This window comes from Citrobacter sp. Cpo032 (assembly GCF_030332975.1).
GTDB lineage: Bacteria > Pseudomonadota > Gammaproteobacteria > Enterobacterales > Enterobacteriaceae > Citrobacter > Citrobacter portucalensis.
In genome coordinates, this window is sequence record NZ_JAOWGU010000047.1 from 119,827 (window position 1) to 140,592 (window position 20,766).

The following is a 20,766-nucleotide window of genomic DNA, read 5'->3' on the forward strand; positions in this document are numbered from 1 at the left end:
AGTGTCGTCACGCTGCTATGTATTTGACCTTTTGCTTTTTTTTACCGGGCCTTCCCGGCGACATCACGGGGTGCGGTTTTACCGCATGAAAACAATGTTGGTTATTATGGATGCAAATAATGCATACATCCGAGTTGCTGAAACACATCTATGACATCAATTTGTCATATTTATTGCTTGCACAGCGTTTGATCGTTCAGGACAAAGCATCTGCGATGTTTCGCCTTGGTATCAGCGAGGAAATGGCGGACACGTTGGCAACATTAACACTTCCTCAAATGGTCAAACTGGCCGAAACAAACCAACTGGTATGTCATTTCCGTTTCGACGATCACCAGACTGTTACTCGCCTGACGCAAGACTCCCGCGTTGACGATCTTCAGCAAATTCATACTGGTATCATGCTTTCAACACGCCTGTTAAGCGACATCGATGATGCAGCACGTAAGAAAAGGGCTTGATGATGAGCGAAAAAAGCATTGTTCAGGAAGCGCGTGATATCCAGTTAGCAATGGAATTAATCACATTGGGCGCCCGTTTGCAAATGCTGGAAAGCGAAACGCAATTAAGCCGTGGTCGATTAATCAAGCTGTACAAAGAATTACGCGGTAGTCCTCCGCCAAAAGGGATGCTCCCGTTTTCCACCGACTGGTTTATGACGTGGGAACAAAATATTCATGCGTCGATGTTTTGCAATGCATGGCAATTCCTGCTCAAAACGGGTCTCTGTAGCGGCGTGGATGCCGTGATCAAGGCGTATCGGTTATATCTTGAGCAGTGTCCGCAGCCTGAAGAAGGGCCATTGTTGGCGTTAACCCGCGCGTGGACGCTGGTGCGATTTGTCGACAGCGGATTGCTGGAGTTGTCCCAATGCAATTGCTGCGGTGGGAATTTTATCACCCACGCACACCAACCCGCAGGCAGCTTTGCCTGTAGTTTATGCCAACCGCCATCACGGGCCGTAAAAAGACGTAAACTTTCCCAGAATGCTGCCGATATTATTCCACAACTGCTGGATGAACAGATCGAACAGGCTGTTTAACTGATACGGTGTGGATGAACACTCCAGCAGCGGTAAGCGATTACCGCTGCTTTTTTTTGTCCTGACCTTACGTTAATTGCCCGACTGCGCATCCTGTCATAGTCAATTGCGAAAGGATGATGTCGTGCTTATCTTATTAGGTTACCTGGTTGTTATTGGTACAGTTTTCGGCGGTTACATGATGACCGGCGGACACCTTGGGGCACTCTATCAACCGGCTGAGCTGGTGATTATCGGTGGTGCGGGTATTGGGGCATTCATCGTCGGCAATAACGGGAAAGCCATCAAAGGGACGATGAAAGCGATCCCGTTGCTTTTCCGTCGTTCGAAATACACCAAAGCGATGTATATGGATCTGCTGGCGCTCTTGTATCGCCTGATGGCCAAGTCACGTCAACAGGGCATGTTCTCGCTTGAACGCGACATCGAAAACCCAAAAGAAAGTGAAATCTTCGCCAGCTATCCGCGCATTCTTGCGGATGCCGTGATGCTTGATTTTATTGTCGATTATCTGCGACTGATCATCAGCGGCAACATGAATACGTTTGAGATTGAAGCGCTGATGGACGAAGAAATTGAGACTCATGAGAGCGAAGCCGAAGTTCCGGCGAATAGCCTGGCGATGGTTGGCGACTCGCTACCGGCATTCGGGATCGTCGCGGCCGTTATGGGTGTTGTGCATGCGCTGGCTTCTGCCGACCGCCCGGCAGCAGAGCTGGGTGCGTTGATTGCGCATGCGATGGTGGGAACATTCCTCGGTATTTTGCTGGCCTATGGATTTATTTCTCCGCTTGCCAGCGTTCTGCGACAGAAAAGCGCTGAAACAACCAAAATGATGCAGTGCGTGAAGATAACGCTGCTCTCCAATCTGAATGGTTACGCGCCGCCGATTGCCGTTGAATTTGGTCGTAAGACACTGTACTCCAGCGAACGTCCTTCGTTTATCGAACTGGAAGAACATGTTCGTGCGGTGAGAAATCCAACTGCGCAACAGACGACCGAGGACGCATGAAAAATCAGGCCCATCCCATTATCGTTGTAAAGCGACGCAAACATAAGAATCACGGTGGTGGGGCGCACGGCTCGTGGAAAATCGCCTACGCCGATTTTATGACCGCAATGATGGCCTTCTTTCTGGTGATGTGGCTCATTTCTATTTCCAGCCCTAAAGAATTGATCCAGATTGCCGAATATTTCCGTACACCGTTGGCCACCGCAGTGACCGGGGGAAATCGTATTTCGAATAGCCAAAGCCCGATTCCAGGCGGCGGGGATGATTACACCCAGCAGCAGGGCGAGGTGAACAAGCAGCCGAATATTGATGACCTGAGAAAACGTATGGAACAGAGCCGCTTGAGCAAACTTCGCGGCGATCTCGATCAACTGATTGAATCCGATCCCAAACTGCGAGCGCTGCGTCCGCATTTAAAGATTGATTTAGTTCAGGAAGGGCTGCGGATACAGATTATCGACAGTCAGAATCGACCGATGTTTAAGACCGGTAGCGCTGAAGTTGAGCCCTACATGCGCGATATCCTGCGCGCGATTGCCCCAGTGCTCAACGGGATCCCTAACCGGATCAGCCTTTCCGGTCACACGGATGATTACCCTTACGCGAATGGTGAGAAAGGGTACAGCAACTGGGAATTGTCTGCCGATCGCGCAAATGCATCGCGTCGCGAGCTGGTTAGCGGCGGTCTGGATGATGGAAAAGTATTACGTGTGGTAGGTATGGCCGCCACGATGCGTCTGAGCGATCGCGGTCCTGAAGACGCTATCAACCGCCGTATTAGCCTGCTGGTTCTCAATAAGCAGGCAGAAGAGGCCATTTTGCATGAAAACGCTGAAAGCCAGAATGAGCCGGTAAGTGTCTTACAACGGCCAGCGGAACTCCCGCCGGTAAGCGTTCCCACATCGCCACCAGCCAATCCGAGGTGATAGCGTGAGCATGGATATTAGCGATTTTTATCAGACATTTTTTGATGAAGCTGACGAACTGTTGGCTGATATGGAGCAACACCTGCTTGATTTGGTTCCTGAAGCCCCGGATTCCGAACAGCTGAATGCCATTTTTCGTGCAGCGCACTCGATTAAAGGCGGGGCGGGCACCTTCGGCTTTACCATTTTGCAGGAAACGACCCATCTGATGGAAAACCTGCTGGATGAAGCGCGGCGTGGCGAGATGCTGCTCAATGCCGACATTATCAACCTGTTTTTGGAAACGAAAGATATTATGCAGGAACAGCTCGACGCCTATAAAAGCTCAGTGGAGCCTGATGCCGACAGTTTTGAGTACATCTGCCAGGCGTTACGGCAGTTAGCGCTCGAAGCGAAAGGTGAAACCGCACCGGCAGTTGTCAACTCAGCAAAACTTAGCGTTGTTGACAGCGCCGCGATGCAGGAAGAGGCGGTTGCAAAGCCTGAACCCGCCAGTGAAGAGAGCAAAAAACGCATTACTCTCTCGCGCCTGAAAGCCAGCGAAGTGGATTTACTGGAAGAGGAACTGGGGAATCTGGCGACCTTAACCGATGTGGTAAAAGGAAGCGACACGTTATCAGCAACGCTTGATGGCAACCTCGCAGAAGATGACATCATCGCGGTGCTTTGCTTTGTCATTGAAGCGGACCAAATTGAATTCGAAACCGTCAGCGCAGCGCCTGTGGCAGCTGAAGAGGTAGCAGTTGTCACTGAGCCGCAGCCGGTTGCTGTGGCACCTGCGGTGAAAGCTACCGCCAGTGAAGCACCACATAGCCGCGCGGAACGTGAAAAACCCGCCCGCGCCAGCGAGTCGACCAGTATCCGCGTAGCGGTAGAAAAGGTTGATCAGCTTATTAACCTGGTCGGTGAGTTGGTGATCACCCAGTCGATGCTGGCCCAGCGCTCTAACGAACTGGATCCTGTCAATCATGGCGATCTCATCACCAGTATGGGTCAGTTACAACGTAACGCCCGAGATTTGCAAGAGTCGGTGATGTCGATTCGTATGATGCCAATGGAGTACGTGTTCAGCCGTTTCCCTCGTCTGGTGCGCGATCTGGCCGGTAAGCTGGGTAAACAGGTTGAGCTGACGCAGGTAGGTAGTTCAACCGAACTCGATAAGAGCCTGATTGAACGCATCATCGATCCGTTGACGCACCTGGTGCGTAACAGCCTCGACCATGGTATCGAATTGCCGGAAAAACGCCTTGAATCCGGCAAAAGCCCAATCGGCAATCTGACGCTTTCCGCGGAGCATCAGGGCGGGAATATTTGTATTGAAGTGACCGATGATGGCGCTGGCCTGAACCGCGAACGTATCCTGGCTAAAGCTGTCTCTCAGGGCATGCCGATCCACGAAAACATGAGCGATGACGAAGTGGGTATGCTGATCTTCGCGCCAGGCTTTTCGACCGCCGAACAGGTAACGGATGTTTCCGGACGCGGCGTGGGTATGGATGTGGTGAAGCGAAATATCCAGGAGATGGGCGGCCATGTCGAGATCCAGTCTAAACAGGGACAGGGGACCACTATTCGCATTCTGCTGCCGCTGACGCTGGCGATCCTCGACGGGATGTCCGTGCGTGTGGCCGATGAGGTCTTCATTCTGCCACTGAATGCCGTTATGGAATCGCTGCAACCGCGCGAAGAAGATCTCCATCCGCTGGCCGGAGGAGAGCGCGTTCTGGAAGTGCGTGGCGAATATTTACCACTGGTTGAGTTGTGGAAAGTCTTTGAGGTTGAAGGCGCTAAAACTGAAGCGACTCAGGGCATAGTGGTCATTTTACAAAGTGCAGGGCGTCGCTATGCGCTGCTGGTGGATCAGTTAATTGGTCAACACCAGGTGGTGGTCAAAAACCTGGAAAGCAACTACCGCAAAGTGCCAGGTATTTCTGCTGCAACGATCCTCGGCGACGGCAGCGTCGCGCTGATTGTCGATGTCTCTGCATTGCAGGGGTTAAACCGCGAACAACGTGTGGCGATCACAGCCGCCTGATTGAGTGAGAAGGGAATAATATGACCGGTATGAGTAATGTAACTAAACTGGCCGGCGAACCGTCAGGTCAGGAATTCCTCGTGTTTACGCTGGGGGATGAAGAGTACGGTATCGATATCCTGAAAGTGCAGGAAATCCGTGGTTATGATCAGGTGACGCGCATCGCTAACACGCCTGCGTTTATCAAAGGCGTCACAAACCTGCGTGGTGTGATTGTGCCTATCGTCGACCTGCGCGTGAAATTTAGCCAGAGCGATGTGGATTACAACGAAAACACAGTGGTGATTGTGCTGAATCTGGGTCAGAGGGTGGTTGGAATTGTGGTAGATGGCGTCTCGGATGTGCTGTCGCTGACAACGGATCAAATCCGTCCGGCACCGGAGTTTGCGGTCACGCTGTCGACGGAATATTTGACGGGATTGGGTGCGCTGGGTGACCGGATGCTGATTCTGGTCAACATTGAGAAGCTGCTGAACAGCGAAGAAATGGCGCTGCTGGATATTGCCGCTTCCCACGTCGCATAATCGCCATAACTCATCCGGCCTACAATGATTGCTGTTGCAGGCCGGATTAGCGTAGCGCATCCGGCAGATTTCCCTCTTACGCTTCCCGCTCAACCAGCTCCGGTTCTTCTTCCAGTAAACCTTCATCCTGCGCCAGCATCGCCGTTGCAATCCCGTTACCTAATACGTTGATTGCTGAACGTCCCATATCCAGGAAGTGGTCAATTCCCATCAGCAACAGGATCCCGGCGACCGGAATGTTAAAGCTCGGGATGGTTGCAGCCAGCACTACCAGTGCTGAACGCGGCACACCGGCAATCCCTTTGGACGCCAGCATCAGCGTCAGCATCAGGACGGTGATTTCTGCGAAGGAGAGGTGAATATTATAGGCCTGCGCGATAAACATGGAGGCAAATGAACAATAGACCATGGAACCGACCAGGTTAAACGAATAACCGATAGGCAGCACGAATGACACGATGTTGGGTGAGCAGCCAAATTTAGTTAATTGCTCCAGCGTTTTCGGATAAGCGGCTTCGGAACTGCTGGTGGTGAAGGCGACCAGAACCGGGTCTTTCAGCATGCTCACCAGGCGGAATACCTCTTTTTTTAGCATCACATAACCCACAGCCAGCAGAACCAGGCAGGTCAGCAAAATAGCCACATAGTAGCCGCCGATGAACGAGGCATAGTTGAGCAGAATCCCCAAACCCTGGGTAGAGATAACAGAGGAGATGGCGGCAAAAATTGCCAGCGGCGCAACGTACATCACGTAGCCGGTCACTTTGAGCATAATATGGGAAACCACATCCAGCGCCGCAACCAGCGGGGCGTTGAATTTCTCACCAAGGGATGCGCCGCCAATACCGAAGAACATTGAGAACACCACAATTTGCAGGATCTCATTGTTAGCCATCGCTTCGGCGATGCTGGTTGGAATGGTATGTGTCAGAAAACCTTTCAGGCTCATGCCGCCCACGGCCAGGCCGGTGTCGGTGGCTTCCAGCGGGATCGCCAGGTTCAGCCCGCTGCCGGGTTGCTCAAGGGAAACCACAAACAGACCGACCAGGATAGACAGTATAGAAGAGCTGATAAACCAGATCATCGCTTTACCGCCCACGCGACCGATGGTGGACGTTTCTCCCAGGCGCATAATACCAACGGTCAGGGTGCTGAATACTAAAGGCGCGATCACCATTTTAATCAGGCGTAAAAAGATGTCGGTAAGAAGCGTAATGTTATCGGCCCAGGCGGTCACGACGCCGGGGGAGGCATAAGAGTGGATCACCGCACCCGACAGGATCCCCGCCAGCATGAAGATCACGATAAACAACGTGAGTTTGTTTGCATTTGCCACTAAAAAGCCCTCAGTAAGGATTTAACATTTATTGATCGGTTACTCATTTTTTATACTTATTAAGTGGTAACGAGGTATTCATCATATAAATTGGATTAAAGCGTAAGCGGATACAACTTTTTTTAATTTTTTATCCATTTTGTTGTGGTATTTGCGATGCGTATGTGTGATCTCAATCACATAAAAATGCGTATTTCGGCCATTCTGACCGTGCTCACCGATAAAAATAAATGTTATTTACATGATAATTATGGTGTTTTTATGTGAATGATTTGTGGTTGCTGCGCACCCGTTTTATCTTCCCCTCGCCAGGCTTCACATCCCTTCAGGATTTCCTTTTCGCAAACGTAAAGTTATCTCAGCGAGTGCCGATAACGTTGATAACTCGTTTTCAGGAAGGTGCCTTATGTTTAACCGTATCCGCGTTGTCACAATGCTGATGATGGTGCTGGGGGTTTTCGCACTGCTACAGCTTGTTTCCGGTGGTCTGTTGTTTTCTTCATTGCAGCAGAATCAGCAAAGTTTTGTTATTTCTAACGATCTTCGACAGCAGCAAAGTGAACTCACCTCAACATGGGATCTGATGCTGCAGACACGAATCAATTTAAGCCGTTCTTCTGCGCGCATGATGATGGATGCGTCTAACCAGCAAAGCAGCGCCAAAAACGATCTGCTGAAGAATGCGAAAGCATCGCTGGCGCAGGCTGAAACGCATTACGCAAAATTTAAAAACATCACACCGTTGCCGGAAATGGCAGAAGCCAGCGGCAACGTTGAGGAAAAATATCAGCAGTACCATGCGGCCCTGGCAGAACTGGTTCAGTTTCTGGAAAGCGGCAATATGGACGCCTACTTCGCGCAGCCCACGCAGGGAATGCAAAACGCGCTCGGCGAGGCGCTGGGCAAGTACGCCAGCGTTAGCGAAAAGCTTTACGTCCAGGCATTTGATCAAAGCGCACGGGATTACCATTTCGCCCAATGGCAGCTTGGCGTGCTGGCCGTGGTGCTGGTGCTGATTCTGGTGGTGGTCTGGTATGGCATCCGTCATACCCTGCTTAATCCTCTGTCCCGTGTCATTGCCCATATCCGGGAAATCGCCAGCGGTAACCTGACCGCAACTCTCGCCGTTAGTGGCCGTAACGAAATCGGCGAGCTGGCCAGTACGGTTGATCATATGCAGCGCTCGCTGACGGAAACCGTCACTCTGGTGCGTGAAGGCTCTGATGCGATTTATTCCGGTACCAGCGAAATTGCCAGCGGAAACACTGACCTTTCATCTCGTACGGAACAGCAGGCGTCTGCACTGGAAGAGACCGCTGCCAGCATGGAACAGCTGACCGCAACCGTGAAGCAAAACGCGGACAACGCGCGTCAGGCCTCGCAACTGGCGAAAAGCGCGTCCGATACCGCGCAGCATGGCGGCAAAGTGGTTGATAGCGTGGTGAACACCATGCACGAAATCGCCGATAGCTCGAAGAAAATCGCAGACATCATCAGCGTCATCGATGGCATTGCCTTTCAGACCAACATTCTCGCACTGAACGCGGCAGTTGAAGCAGCACGCGCCGGTGAGCAAGGCCGCGGCTTTGCCGTGGTGGCGGGTGAAGTGCGTAATCTGGCAAGCCGCAGTGCGCAGGCGGCGAAAGAGATCAAAGCATTAATTGAAGATTCCGTTTCCCGGGTTGATACCGGTTCCGTACTGGTAGAAAGCGCCGGCGAAACAATGAACGACATCGTCAATGCCGTGACGCGGGTGACCGACATTATGGGCGAGATTGCCTCGGCATCTGATGAGCAAAGCCGGGGGATTGATCAGGTTGCGCTCGCGGTCTCTGAAATGGATCGCGTTACGCAGCAGAACGCCTCTTTGGTACAGGAGTCAGCTGCCGCAGCGGCCGCTCTTGAAGAACAGGCCAGTCGCTTAACGCAGTCGGTATCGACTTTCCGTCTTGCGTCACGTCCGGCCTCGACAAAACCACGCGATACACGATTACCAGCAGCCCCGAGCGCATCCTATCCGCGCCAGAGCATTGAACAAGATACGAATTGGGAAACATTTTGACTGATAGTTAAACCGCGGCCAGTGCCGCCCAATGGGAGCGTTGATGTTTAATCGTATTCGAATTTCGACCACGCTGTTTTTGATTTTAATCCTCTGCGGTGTTTTGCAGATTGGCAGTAATGGCTTGTCCTTCTGGGCATTTCGGGACGGTTTTCAGAACCTGAATCAGGTCGAACGGAGTAATCAGCAACGCGCTGCGCTGGCCCAAACCCGCGCTGTGTTATTACAGGCCAGTACGGCCCTTAATAAGGCAGGGACGCTGACCGCCCTGAGCTATCCGCCAGAGGACATCAAAACGCTGATGACCCTCGCGCGCGATAGCCTGGCGCAGTCTGAATTGATGTTTAAACGCTTTATGGCGACGTCGGATTCGACGGAGCAAGGCAAGGCGCTGTTTGGCGCAACGGAGAATAGTTTCAGCCAGTGGCACAGCGCTCTCGCGCATCAGGCCACCTGGCTTGAAAATAATCAGTTGTCAGATTTTCTGACCGCGCCGGTGCAGGCGGCTCAAGATGCTTTTGATGCGAATGTGAATGCGTGGCAGAGCAACATCGACAGCGTGTTGCAAACGGCGGGAGAGCAGAGTCAGCGTAATTACCATATGTCGGGGGTGATTTTCGCCACCATGGTGGTACTGGCGGCACTGCTCACCAGCGGTGCGCTGTTCTGGTCGCGCAAGATGATCGTTCAGCCGCTGGCGATTATTGGCAGCCATTTCGACAGTATTGCCGCGGGGAACCTGGCACGACCGGTAGCGGTTTATGGGCGCAATGAGATCTCGGCCATTTTTGCCAGCCTGCAGAAGATGCAAAAGGCGTTACGCGAAACGGTAAGTGACGTTCGTCAGGGCAGCTCAGCCATGCATAGCGGTATTTCAGAAATTGCGATGGGCAATAACGATTTATCTTCGCGAACCGAACAGCAGGCGGCCGCGTTGGCGCAAACGGCGGCCAGCATGGAGCAACTGACCGCCACCGTCGGCCAGAACGCTGATAATGCGCGCCAGGCGTCAGGAATCGCCAAAAGTGCGGCAGACACAGCGCATAAAGGTGGCGAGCAGACGTCCCGGGTCGCCAGCACCATGCATGAGATTTCTGCCAGCTCGCAGAAAATCGGCGACATCATCGGCGTGATTGACAGCATTGCCTTCCAGACCAATATCCTGGCGTTGAATGCCGCGGTAGAAGCTGCCAGGGCGGGGGAGCAAGGGCGTGGTTTTGCCGTCGTCGCTGGTGAGGTGCGCAATCTGGCAAGCCGTAGCGCACAGGCGGCGAAAGAAATTAAGGGACTGATTGAGGAATCTGTCACCCGGGTGCATCAGGGCTCGCAGCTGGTGGATATGGCGTCGCGCACTATGACGGAAATTGTCAGTTCGGTGACCCGGGTTAACGACATCATGGGCGAGATTGCCTCGGCATCCGATGAACAGCGCAGAGGCATTGAGCAGGTGGCGCAGGCCGTCAGCCAGATGGACTCCGTGACGCAGCAAAACGCCGGTCTGGTAGAAGAAGCCGCATCCGCCGCCGGACAACTTGCGACGCAGGCCGATCATCTTTCTGCTTGTGTCGCATTTTTTAAACTTGAAGAGCAAACCGTAGCAAAACAAGAGTTGGCGCAGCCTCAGGTTGCGCCCGTTGTATCTTGAATGTGATTGAGAAGGCGCTATGACATCATCTCTGCCCTCCGGGCAAACGTCATTATTGTTACAGATGACACAGCGCCTCGCGCTGTCTGACGCGCATTTTCGTCGGATATGTCAATTAATCTACCAGCGTGCGGGGATCGTACTGGCCGACCATAAGCGGGACATGGTTTATAACCGCCTGGTTCGTCGACTGCGTACCCTGGGGCTGGATGACTTTGGTCGCTATCTCAGCATGCTGGAAGCTAACCAGAACAGTGCTGAGTGGCAGGCTTTTATTAACTCCCTGACTACCAACCTGACCGCGTTTTTTCGCGAAGGGCATCATTTTCCGGTGCTGTCAGATCACGCTCGTCGGCGCAGCGGTGAATACCGCGTCTGGAGCGCGGCGGCGTCAACCGGAGAAGAACCCTACAGCATTGCGATTACGCTTGCCGATACCTTAGGTATGGCACCGGGCCGCTGGCGCGTTTTTGCCAGCGACATTGATACCGAAGTGCTGGAAAAGGCCAGAAACGGCATTTACCGCCTTGATGAGCTAAAGACGCTGTCACCCCAGCAGTTGCAGCGTTATTTCATGCGCGGCACCGGGCCGCATGAAGGACTGGTACGCGTAAGGCAGGAACTGGCAGGTCATGTTGAATTTTCCAGCGTGAACTTACTGGATAAGCAGTACAACGTGCCTGGCCCTTTTGATGCCATATTTTGTCGTAACGTGATGATCTATTTCGATAAAACGACACAACAGGACATTTTGCACCGTTTTGTTCCACTTCTTAAACCTGACGGGCTGCTGTTTGCAGGTCATTCAGAAAACTTTAGCAACCTTGTGCGCGAGTTTAGCCTGCGTGGACAGACCGTGTATGCGCATGCGCCAGGTAAGGATAAAGCATGAGTAAAATCAGGGTGTTGTCGGTAGATGATTCTGCATTGATGCGTCAAATCATGACCGAAATTATTAACAGCCACAGTGATATGGAAATGGTGGCGACGGCGCCGGATCCGTTGGTCGCCCGGGATTTAATCAAAAAATACAATCCCGACGTCCTGACGCTGGACGTGGAAATGCCGCGCATGGACGGCCTCGACTTCCTGGAGAAGTTGATGCGCCTGCGTCCAATGCCTGTGGTGATGGTTTCTTCACTGACCGGCAAAGGTTCAGAGGTCACGCTGCGGGCGCTGGAGCTGGGTGCGATTGATTTTGTCACCAAACCGCAACTGGGGATCCGCGAAGGGATGCTGGCGTATAGCGAGATGATTGCTGAAAAGATCCGCACCGCATCGCGCGCAAAACTGGCGGCCCATAAGCCCATGGCGGCACCGACGACCTTGAAAGCAGGGCCGTTACTCAGTTCGGAAAAGCTGCTGGTGATTGGGGCGTCAACCGGAGGAACAGAGGCAATTCGCCATGTACTCCAGCCATTGCCGCTTTCAAGTCCCGGTATTCTTATTACCCAGCATATGCCGCCAGGGTTTACCCGTTCGTTCGCCGAACGTCTGAACAAACTGTGCCAGATAACTGTGAAAGAGGCAGAAGACGGAGAGCGCGTACTCCCGGGGCATGCGTATATCGCGCCGGGCGACAAGCATATGGAACTGGCGCGCAGTGGCGCGAACTATCAAATCAAAATTCATGACGGTCCGCCGGTTAATCGGCATCGGCCCTCAGTGGATGTGCTGTTCCATTCGGTGGCGAAACATGCGGGGCGCAATGCCGTCGGGGTGATCCTGACCGGTATGGGCAACGATGGCGCAGCCGGAATGTTAGCGATGAATCAGGCGGGAGCCTGGACCATTGCGCAAAACGAAGCAAGTTGTGTGGTGTTCGGCATGCCGCGCGAGGCCATCAATATGGGTGGCGTAAGCGAAGTGGTCGATCTTAGCCAGGTGAGCCAGCAAATGCTGGTGAAAATTAGTGCCGGACAGGCAATACGTATTTGAATCAGGAGTTTATTTTTATGGCGGATAAAGAGCTTAAGTTTTTGGTTGTGGATGACTTTTCCACCATGCGTCGCATCGTGCGTAACCTGCTTAAAGAGCTGGGATTCAACAATGTTGAAGAGGCTGAAGACGGCGTGGATGCGCTGAACAAGCTGCAGGCTGGGGGATTCGGTTTTGTTATTTCTGACTGGAACATGCCGAACATGGATGGACTGGAACTGCTGAAAACCATCCGTGCCGATGGCGGGATGGCTTCTCTGCCGGTGCTGATGGTCACGGCAGAAGCGAAAAAAGAGAACATCATTGCGGCAGCACAGGCAGGTGCCAGTGGCTATGTCGTGAAACCGTTCACGGCGGCGACGCTGGAAGAAAAACTGAATAAAATCTTTGAGAAACTGGGCATGTGAGGGTGTGATGATGATGCAACCACAAATTAAACCTGCTGACGAACACTCTGCAGGGGACATCATCGCGCGCATCGGCAGTTTGACCCGAATGCTGCGCGACAGCCTGCGTGAACTGGGGCTGGATCAGGCCATTGCCGAAGCGGCAGAAGCGATTCCTGATGCCCGCGATCGTCTCGATTATGTTGTACAGATGACCGCGCAGGCGGCGGAGCGTGCGCTAAACAGCGTAGAAGCTTCGCAGCCGCATCAGGACGCGATGGAAAAAGGGGCCAAAGACCTGACTAAACGCTGGGATGAATGGTTCGAAAATCCGATCGAACTCTCCGACGCACGTGAACTGGTCACCGATACCCGTCAGTTCCTTGGTGATGTACCTGGACATACCAGCTTTACCAATGCCCAACTGCTGGACATCATGATGGCGCAGGATTTCCAGGATCTCACCGGACAGGTCATCAAGCGCATGATGGATGTTATCCAGGAAATTGAACGTCAGCTGCTGATGGTTCTGTTGGAAAACATTCCGGAACAGGGCGCTCGTCCAAAACGTGAAAACGAAAGCTTGCTTAACGGCCCGCAGGTTGACGCCTCGAAAGCCGGTGTAGTGGCAAGTCAGGATCAGGTTGACGACCTGCTGGATAGCCTCGGGTTCTGATGAGTATTTGCCGGATGTGAGGCGTGGGCCTCTCATCCGGCTTACGCGCAATTCTGCTTAAAGCCATAAATCCCGTCTTTTTTACCGCTTACTCTTCCCATTGCTGGATAGCTGTTCTGGCATCATTCTCGCCTATATCTCTATCCAGGGTCTGATGCGTGGCAGAAGAAAGCGACGACGACAAAACAGAAGCCCCCACACCCCACCGACTTGAAAAAGCGCGGGAAGAAGGGCAGATCCCCCGATCCAAAGAGCTAACCTCACTGCTTATTTTGCTGGTGGGTGTGTGCATTATCTGGATTGGTGGGGAGTCGCTTGCCCGTAGGCTGGCTGGCATGCTGTCGGCCGGATTACGTTTTGACCACAGTATGGTCAACGACCCGAATCTGATCCTCAGCCAAATCATCCTGCTGATTAAAGACGCGATGATTGCGCTGTTGCCGTTGATTACCGGCGTCGTTCTGGTGGCTTTAATTTCCCCGGTGATGCTTGGCGGCTTGATTTTCAGCGGTAAATCCCTGCAACCCAAATTCTCTAAGCTGAATCCGCTGCCGGGCATTAAGCGCATGTTTTCCGCGCAAACCGGCGCAGAACTGCTCAAAGCAATACTGAAGTCCACGTTGGTGGGAAGCGTGGCCGGATTTTATCTCTGGCATAACTGGCCGGCGATGATGCGTCTGATGGCGGAGTCACCGATTACGGCGATGGGCAATGCCCTGGATTTAGTCGGTATGTGTGCACTACTGGTGGTGCTTGGCGTTATTCCGATGGTGGGGTTCGACGTCTTTTTCCAGATCTATAGCCATGTGAAAAAACTGCGTATGTCGCGTCAGGATATCCGCGATGAATTTAAGCAAAGCGAAGGTGACCCGCACGTTAAAGGCAAAATTCGGCAAATGCAGCGCGCGGCCGCTCAGCGTCGCATGATGGCGGATGTGCCGAAAGCAGACGTTATTGTCACTAACCCTACGCACTACTCAGTGGCGTTGAAGTATGACGAGAACAAAATGAGCGCGCCGAAAGTTGTTGCGAAAGGGGCCGGGCTGGTTGCGCTGCGCATTCGTGAAATTGGCGCAGAGCACCGTGTCCCGACATTAGAAGCGCCGCCACTGGCGCGTGCGCTCTATCGCCATGCTGAGATTGGTCAGCAAATACCGGGGCAATTATACGCCGCCGTTGCCGAAGTACTGGCATGGGTATGGCAGCTAAAACGCTGGCGTCTGGCTGGCGGCAAACGTCCACCACAACCTGAAAACCTTCCGGTGCCAGAAGCACTGGATTTCATGAACGAGAAGAATACTGATGGCTAATCTGGTCGCGATGCTGCGTCTGCCCAGCAACCTGAAATCCACGCAATGGCAAATCCTTGCCGGACCGATCCTCATCCTGCTGATTTTGTCGATGATGGTGCTGCCGCTGCCGGCTTTCGTCCTCGATTTGCTGTTCACATTTAACATTGCGCTGTCGATCATGGTGCTGCTGGTGGCGATGTTCACCCAGCGTACACTGGAATTTGCCGCATTCCCGACGATTTTGCTGTTTACCACATTATTACGTCTGGCCCTGAACGTCGCGTCTACCCGTATCATTTTGATGGAAGGACACACTGGCGCGGCGGCGGCGGGGAAGGTGGTTGAAGCCTTCGGCCACTTCCTGGTGGGCGGTAACTTCGCGATCGGCATCGTGGTCTTCGTGATTCTCGTCATCATTAACTTTATGGTAATCACCAAAGGTGCAGGGCGTATCGCCGAGGTTGGCGCGCGCTTCGTGCTGGATGGTATGCCCGGCAAGCAGATGGCGATTGATGCAGATTTGAATGCCGGTCTGATTGGCGAAGATGAAGCTAAAAAACGACGCTCGGAAGTGACCCAGGAAGCGGATTTTTACGGCTCAATGGACGGTGCGAGTAAATTCGTCCGTGGAGATGCCATCGCTGGTATTTTGATCATGGTAATCAACGTGGTCGGCGGTCTGTTAGTTGGGGTGTTGCAGCATGGTATGAGCATGGGCAGCGCTGCGGAAAGTTATACCCTGCTGACCATCGGTGACGGGCTGGTGGCACAAATTCCTGCGCTGGTTATCTCTACCGCGGCGGGTGTTATCGTGACCCGCGTGAGTACCGACCAGGACGTAGGCGAACAGATGGTGACCCAACTGTTCAGCAACCCCAGCGTCATGTTGCTCAGTGCGGCGGTACTTGGACTTTTGGGTCTGGTTCCGGGCATGCCGAACCTGGTGTTTCTGATGTTTACTGCCGCATTGTTGGCTCTGGCATGGTGGATGCGCGGTCGTGAGCAAAAAGCGCCGGATGAACCGCAGCCGGTGAAAATGCCGGAAAACAACTCCGTGGTGGAAGCCACATGGAACGACGTGCAGTTGGAAGATTCGCTGGGCATGGAGGTAGGTTACCGCCTGATCCCAATGGTGGACTTTCAACAGGATGGCGAGTTGCTGGGGCGAATTCGCAGTATTCGTAAGAAATTTGCCCAGGATATGGGCTTCCTGCCGCCGGTGGTACACATTCGAGACAATATGGATCTGCAGCCAGCCCGCTATCGAATTTTGATGAAAGGGGTAGAAATTGGCAGCGGTGACGCCTATCCGGGACGCTGGCTTGCCATTAACCCGGGTACTGCCGCCGGGTCGCTGCCGGGTGAGAAAACGGTCGATCCGGCGTTCGGACTGGACGCTATCTGGATTGAAAGCGCATTGAAGGAACAGGCGCAGATTCAGGGCTTTACGGTGGTTGAAGCCAGTACTGTTGTCGCTACGCATCTAAACCAGCTGATTGGGCAGTTCGCCGCTGAGCTGTTTGGCCGTCAGGAAGCGCAGCAGTTACTGGATCGAGTGTCGCAGGAGATGCCAAAGCTGACGGAAGATCTGGTGCCGGGCGTTGTGACGCTCACCACGCTGCATAAAGTGCTGCAGAACTTGCTGGACGAGAAAGTACCGATTCGCGATATGCGCACCATTCTTGAAACGCTGGCGGAACATGCGCCGCTGCAAAACGATCCGCATGAGCTTACCGCGGTCGTCCGTGTTGCGTTAGGACGCGCCATCACTCAGCAGTGGTTCCCGGGTAATGAAGAGGTTCAGGTTATCGGTCTTGATACTCCGCTCGAGCGTTTGCTGCTGCAAGCGCTGCAGGGGGGCGGCGGCCTGGAGCCTGGGCTTGCAGACCGACTGCTGGCCCAGACTCAGGAAGCGCTGTCCCGGCAGGAAATGTTGGGCGCGCCGCCGGTCTTGCTGGTTAATCACGCGTTACGTCCGTTACTGGCGCGGTTTTTACGCCGCAGCATCCCGCAGTTGGTGGTGTTATCGAATATGGAGCTTTCCGATAACCGCCATATCCGCATGACGGCGACCATTGGAGGTAAATAATGCGTAAGTTACTGTGGTTGTTGTTTTTTCCTCTGGTGGCGCAGGCCGCTGGAGAAGGGGCCTGGCAGGCAAGTGGCATGGGGATCACCTTAAATCACCGTGGCCAGTCAGCCTCGTCTGATCCTTTGGTTCCCAGCCAGCCGGTCTCAGGCTTGATGACGCTGGTGGCCTGGCGCTATGAGCTGAATGGCCCCACGCCCGCAGGTTTGCGGGTGCGTTTATGTTCTCAGTCCCGTTGTGTCGAGCTGGACGGGCAAAGTGGGACCACCAACGGGTTCAATAACGTTCCGGCCATTGAACCGATGCATTTTGTCTGGGAGGTCCCCGGCGGTGGTCGCCTGATCCCCGCGTTACGCATTCAGAGCAATCAGGTGATTGTGAACTACCGTTAACCCCCTCCGTCATTCAGACCAGCAGTTGAAACTGCTGGTTGTTTCAACATTCCAGCCTCTAATTCAATTAAATAGAAACGTCGTTTTATAAAATAAGTGACGTACGTTGCCGGACTCTTTGTATTGTTGCCATTTCACGAATCCTTCTGGCAGAAATAGAAAGGTTTCACTTTCTGTTAGCTTTTACTGTGACCCTATAAGGATGCCCATTGTCAAAGCGAGGATTGCGGGGCCTCCCAAATAAAGCTGCTGCGCCGTAACAGGGGCAGGTCACAGCATTGAATCCGACATTGACAGAGGTTTAGTAAATGATTGTTTACCCGGTTAAACATAGCCCGTTATTGCGCCAGCCAGAACATTTTATTGCCAGGGATGAATTAAAAACGCTGATCAAAAAGGTGACGCATAACCTGGTCAATATTCATGACGAAACCGGTGAGTTCTTACTGCGTCTGGACGATGGACGCGTAATTGATACTAAAGGCTGGGCGGGATGGGAGTGGACACACGGCGTCGGCCTGTACGGGATGTATCAGTACTATCTGCAAACCGGCGATGAAACGATGCGCGATATCATCGATAGCTGGTTTGCCGATCGCTTTGCTGAAGGTGCAACCACTAAAAACGTGAACACCATGGCGCCATTTTTAACGTTGGCGTATCGCTATGAAGAGACGCGTAATCCAGCGTATCTGCCGTGGCTCGACAGCTGGGCTGAGTGGGCAATGCATGAGATGCCGCGTACCGAATTTGGTGGTATGCAACACATCACGCTGGCGGAAGAAAACCATCAACAGATGTGGGATGACACGCTGATGATGACGGTTTTACCGCTGGCGAAGATTGGCAAGCTACTCAATCGCCCGGACTACATCGAAGAGGCAACGTATCAGTTCCTGCTGCACGTGCAAAACCTGATGGATAAAGAAACGGGGCTGTGGTTCCACGGCTGGAGCTATGAAGGAAATCATAACTTTGCTAATGCCCGCTGGGCGCGTGGCAACAGTTGGTTAACTATCGTGATCCCGGACTTCCTCGAATTACTTGATTTACCGGAAAACAATGCTGTTCACCGCTATCTGGTACAGGTCCTGAACGCGCAAATCGCGGCGCTGGCGAAATGCCAGGATGAAAGTGGGTTGTGGCATACCTTGCTGGACGACCCGCAGTCGTATCTGGAAGCATCGGCAACTGCCGGATTTGCCTATGGGATCCTCAAAGCAGTACGTAAACGCTACGTTGGGCAAGAGTATGCGCCGGTAGCCGAAAAAGCCATTCGCGGCATTGTGCAGCATATTTCACCGGAAGGTGAACTGCTGCACACCTCGTTTGGTACCGGGATGGGACACAATCTCGATTTCTACCGCAACATCCCTCGGACCTCCATGCCTTACGGACAGGCGATGGCGATGCTGTGCCTTACCGAATACTTGCGAAAGTATTTTTGATATCGGTATTCGATGGTGATACCGCTATCGGACCTGATTGTTCAGTCGTCACTGTTTGTACCGTGTTGTCCTGCGGGGCAAACAGATGATCCATGATCTGACGCATAACCGGCGCGGCGGTGACACCATCGCTGCCGCCGTTTTCCAGAATTAACGCCACCGCGACCTTCGGGTTCTTATAGGGTGCAAATGCGGTATAGAACACGTGGTCGCGCAAGCGGACAGGGATCATCTTCGCATTGTAGGTCTGATTTTCTTTCAGGCTAAAGACCTGCGAGGTGCCGCTTTTTGCCGCAATGCCGTATGGCGCGGTGTGAAAGAACTTATAACCTGTACCATTTGGTTCATTCGCCATGCCGAACATCGCCTGACGCACCAGTCCCCAGTAGGGCGATGAGGCCGAGGCGATTTGTGATGGTGCTTCTGGAGCCTGATACGGCGTGATGGTTTTGCCGCTCTCTTCATCGAGCAGCAGGTGAGGGACGATAACCTTGCCGTTGTTAATCAGTGCGACCATGGCTTTTACCATCTGAATAGGTGTGGCAATCCAGTAGCCCTGACCGATGCCAACTGAAATAGTGTCCCCCTGATACCAGGCTTTTTTGTGCACTTTTTGCTTCCATTCGCGGCTCGGGAGCAGGCCGTTATACTCCTCATCAAGATCGATGCCGGTCGGTTTACCATAACCAAACTGGCTGAGCATGCTGTTAATCCGGTCGATCCCCATCATATACGCCACCTGATAGAAGAATGTATCGGCAGACTCTTCTATCGCTTTGGTGACATCCAGCATACCGTGGCCCGTTTTTTTCCAGTCACGGTAATGTCGCTCGGTGCCGGGTAGCGTCCAGGTAGGGGCGCCGAAGAAACTGGTCTGCGGCGTGATCACACCGTTCAGTAATGCCGACATCGCCATATACGGTTTGACCGTTGAAGCGGGAGGGTACAATCCTTGCGTGACGCGATTGATTAATGGCAGGTCTTTATCCTGGAGTAGCTTGTTATAGTCCTGATAGCTGATGCCTTTGACAAACGGATTGGGGTCATAGCTGGGGTTTGAGACCATCGCCAGGACGGAACCGTCGTGTGGATCTTCAACCAAAACGGCGGCACGCTGGCCAGCCAACAAACTCTCAATGTATTGCTGTAAATGTAAATCCAGCGTCAGATGGATATCTTTTCCGGCAACGGGCGGCACATCTTTGATCAGGCGTACGATGCGTCCGTGGTTATCTACTTCCACCTCCTGATAACCGGTTTTTCCATGCAGTTCGTTTTCGTAATAGCGCTCAATACCTTGCTTACCGATGTTGTGATCGGCGGCGTAGTTCTCCGCCAGACCCTTTTGATCCAGTGCTTTCAGGTCGTTGTCATTGATTTTTGAAACATAACCCAGGACATGCGCCAGCGCCGCACCATAGGGATACTGGCGGTCTTCGTAACTATTGATGTTGACGCCGCTAAAATGAAACTGGTTTACTGAGAAACGGGCGATTTCGACATCGGTTAGCGCATTTTTTAGCACCACAGGACGATAGCGGCTGCTGGCTTTCAGCTCATGGCGAAACTGGTCTATGTCATCAGGTGTGAGGTCAACGATCGGCGTGAGCTGCTGGAGTAACGCATTCATATCGCTGATTTTATACGGCGTAACGGAAATATCGTACCAGGTAACGTTGCGCACCAGCGGGATGCCGTTGCGATCGTAAATCATGCCACGCGTTGGGGCGACGGGCAGCATTTTGATGTCGTTTGCATTCGACCGGGTGGTGTAATACTGGTGCTGGCAGATTTGTAAGTTATACAGATTGTAAATCAGGATGCCAAAACAGATGACTACCAGGCCAAAGGCCACCAATACACGCCGCTGGAAGAGTTTTTCTTCCGCCTCAAAATCTCTGAATGTCATTGACCCGTACCCGATTAATTCGCCGCCTAATGATACGGAGGCTTAGACGGGATG

At 53.0% G+C, this 20,766-nt stretch carries 18 protein-coding genes; 16 read left to right on the top strand and 2 right to left on the bottom strand.

All coding sequences use genetic code 11. The features are described from left to right. The first annotated feature begins 119 nt into the window (after positions 1–119). The 6 genes from flhD to cheW all read left to right on the top strand — a co-directional run bounded on the left by flhD (position 120) and on the right by cheW (position 5,539). Positions 120–461 carry a flagellar transcriptional regulator FlhD gene (flhD, locus tag OGY33_RS17085; RefSeq protein ID WP_003034622.1) on the top strand — a complete coding sequence of 114 codons (342 nt, stop codon included), beginning with the start codon at positions 120–122 and terminating at the stop codon, positions 459–461. Beyond that, positions 458–1,042 carry a flagellar transcriptional regulator FlhC gene (gene flhC, locus OGY33_RS17090; RefSeq protein ID WP_008785071.1) on the top strand — a complete coding sequence of 195 codons (585 nt, stop codon included), beginning with the start codon at positions 458–460 and terminating at the stop codon, positions 1,040–1,042. Before flhD ends, flhC begins: the two co-directional genes overlap by 4 nt. A gap of 124 nt (positions 1,043–1,166) precedes the next feature. Beyond that, on the top strand, positions 1,167–2,054 hold the full coding sequence (gene motA / locus OGY33_RS17095; protein ID WP_003034628.1) for a flagellar motor stator protein MotA: 888 nt from the start codon (positions 1,167–1,169) through the stop codon (positions 2,052–2,054). Beyond that, positions 2,051–2,980 carry a flagellar motor protein MotB gene (gene motB / locus OGY33_RS17100; protein ID WP_003034631.1) on the top strand — a complete coding sequence of 310 codons (930 nt, stop codon included), beginning with the start codon at positions 2,051–2,053 and terminating at the stop codon, positions 2,978–2,980. The genes motA and motB overlap by 4 nt, the downstream gene beginning before the upstream one ends. A gap of 4 nt (positions 2,981–2,984) precedes the next feature. After that, positions 2,985–5,015 carry a chemotaxis protein CheA gene (cheA, locus tag OGY33_RS17105; protein WP_191238392.1) on the top strand — a complete coding sequence of 677 codons (2,031 nt, stop codon included), beginning with the start codon at positions 2,985–2,987 and terminating at the stop codon, positions 5,013–5,015. A 20-nt stretch (positions 5,016–5,035) separates the two neighbouring features. Continuing rightward, positions 5,036–5,539 carry a chemotaxis protein CheW gene (gene cheW / locus OGY33_RS17110; RefSeq protein ID WP_003034638.1) on the top strand — a complete coding sequence of 168 codons (504 nt, stop codon included), beginning with the start codon at positions 5,036–5,038 and terminating at the stop codon, positions 5,537–5,539. 76 nt (positions 5,540–5,615) lie between these two features. Here cheW and OGY33_RS17115 read toward each other — a convergent pair whose 3' ends face one another. Beyond that, a complete protein-coding gene (locus OGY33_RS17115; RefSeq protein ID WP_003833882.1) occupies positions 5,616–6,875 on the bottom strand; it encodes a dicarboxylate/amino acid:cation symporter in 1,260 nt (419 codons plus the stop codon). A 406-nt stretch (positions 6,876–7,281) separates the two neighbouring features. Here OGY33_RS17115 and tar point away from each other — a divergent pair, with 406 nt between their 5' ends. From tar to bglB, 10 genes are all read left to right on the top strand, one after another. Next, the gene (tar, locus tag OGY33_RS17120; RefSeq protein ID WP_003833879.1) at positions 7,282–8,937 is read left to right on the top strand and encodes a methyl-accepting chemotaxis protein II; all 1,656 of its coding nucleotides are present in this window, start codon (positions 7,282–7,284) and stop codon (positions 8,935–8,937) included. A gap of 43 nt (positions 8,938–8,980) precedes the next feature. Continuing rightward, positions 8,981–10,582 (top strand): methyl-accepting chemotaxis protein IV, encoded by a 1,602-nt coding sequence (tap, locus tag OGY33_RS17125; protein WP_071446161.1) that lies wholly within the window; start codon positions 8,981–8,983, stop codon positions 10,580–10,582. A 19-nt stretch (positions 10,583–10,601) separates the two neighbouring features. Beyond that, positions 10,602–11,474, top strand: a complete 873-nt coding sequence (cheR, locus tag OGY33_RS17130; protein ID WP_032943796.1) for a protein-glutamate O-methyltransferase CheR — start codon at positions 10,602–10,604, stop codon at positions 11,472–11,474. Further along, positions 11,471–12,520: a protein-glutamate methylesterase/protein-glutamine glutaminase gene (locus OGY33_RS17135; RefSeq protein WP_003833872.1), complete on the top strand. Its 1,050-nt coding sequence runs from the start codon at positions 11,471–11,473 to the stop codon at positions 12,518–12,520. The genes cheR and OGY33_RS17135 overlap by 4 nt, the downstream gene beginning before the upstream one ends. 17 nt (positions 12,521–12,537) lie before the next feature. Further along, positions 12,538–12,927 carry a chemotaxis response regulator CheY gene (gene cheY, locus OGY33_RS17140; RefSeq protein WP_003034656.1) on the top strand — a complete coding sequence of 130 codons (390 nt, stop codon included), beginning with the start codon at positions 12,538–12,540 and terminating at the stop codon, positions 12,925–12,927. 10 nt (positions 12,928–12,937) lie between these two features. Further along, a complete protein-coding gene (gene cheZ / locus OGY33_RS17145) occupies positions 12,938–13,582 on the top strand; it encodes a protein phosphatase CheZ (protein ID WP_003034659.1) in 645 nt (214 codons plus the stop codon). A 158-nt stretch (positions 13,583–13,740) separates the two neighbouring features. Continuing rightward, a complete protein-coding gene (gene flhB / locus OGY33_RS17150) occupies positions 13,741–14,892 on the top strand; it encodes a flagellar biosynthesis protein FlhB (protein WP_003833866.1) in 1,152 nt (383 codons plus the stop codon). Then, entirely contained in the window at positions 14,885–16,963 is a 2,079-nt protein-coding gene (gene flhA, locus OGY33_RS17155; RefSeq protein ID WP_191238393.1) for a flagellar biosynthesis protein FlhA, read from the top strand. Before flhB ends, flhA begins: the two co-directional genes overlap by 8 nt. Continuing rightward, complete coding sequence (gene flhE, locus OGY33_RS17160) at positions 16,963–17,355, top strand: flagellar protein FlhE (RefSeq protein WP_003833862.1); 393 nt, start codon at positions 16,963–16,965, stop codon at positions 17,353–17,355. The genes flhA and flhE overlap by 1 nt, the downstream gene beginning before the upstream one ends. Before the next feature lie 308 nt (positions 17,356–17,663). Further along, complete coding sequence (bglB, locus tag OGY33_RS17165; RefSeq protein WP_008785063.1) at positions 17,664–18,803, top strand: beta-galactosidase BglB; 1,140 nt, start codon at positions 17,664–17,666, stop codon at positions 18,801–18,803. Here the strand turns inward: bglB and mrdA2 are convergent. Then, positions 18,775–20,712, bottom strand: coding sequence for a peptidoglycan DD-transpeptidase MrdA2 (gene mrdA2 / locus OGY33_RS17170; protein ID WP_048216124.1), 1,938 nt, complete (start codon positions 20,710–20,712; stop codon positions 18,775–18,777). The genes bglB and mrdA2 overlap by 29 nt on opposite strands. Between the last annotated feature and the right edge of the window lie 54 nt (positions 20,713–20,766).

Excerpts from the sequence above, each read along its gene's own strand:
- flhD (WP_003034622.1), top strand. The coding sequence starts at position 120 with ATGCATACATCCGAGTTGCTGAAACACATCTATGACATCAATTTGTCA.
- motB (WP_003034631.1), top strand. The coding sequence starts at position 2,051 with ATGAAAAATCAGGCCCATCCCATTATCGTTGTAAAGCGACGCAAACAT.
- cheW (WP_003034638.1), top strand. The coding sequence starts at position 5,036 with ATGACCGGTATGAGTAATGTAACTAAACTGGCCGGCGAACCGTCAGGT.
- tar (WP_003833879.1), top strand. The coding sequence starts at position 7,282 with ATGTTTAACCGTATCCGCGTTGTCACAATGCTGATGATGGTGCTGGGG.
- tap (WP_071446161.1), top strand. The coding sequence starts at position 8,981 with ATGTTTAATCGTATTCGAATTTCGACCACGCTGTTTTTGATTTTAATC.
- cheR (WP_032943796.1), top strand. The coding sequence starts at position 10,602 with ATGACATCATCTCTGCCCTCCGGGCAAACGTCATTATTGTTACAGATG.
- OGY33_RS17135 (WP_003833872.1), top strand. The coding sequence starts at position 11,471 with ATGAGTAAAATCAGGGTGTTGTCGGTAGATGATTCTGCATTGATGCGT.
- cheY (WP_003034656.1), top strand. The coding sequence starts at position 12,538 with ATGGCGGATAAAGAGCTTAAGTTTTTGGTTGTGGATGACTTTTCCACC.
- cheZ (WP_003034659.1), top strand. The coding sequence starts at position 12,938 with ATGATGCAACCACAAATTAAACCTGCTGACGAACACTCTGCAGGGGAC.
- flhA (WP_191238393.1), top strand. The coding sequence starts at position 14,885 with ATGGCTAATCTGGTCGCGATGCTGCGTCTGCCCAGCAACCTGAAATCC.
- flhE (WP_003833862.1), top strand. The coding sequence starts at position 16,963 with ATGCGTAAGTTACTGTGGTTGTTGTTTTTTCCTCTGGTGGCGCAGGCC.
- bglB (WP_008785063.1), top strand. The coding sequence starts at position 17,664 with ATGATTGTTTACCCGGTTAAACATAGCCCGTTATTGCGCCAGCCAGAA.
- mrdA2 (WP_048216124.1), bottom strand. The coding sequence starts at position 20,712 with ATGACATTCAGAGATTTTGAGGCGGAAGAAAAACTCTTCCAGCGGCGT.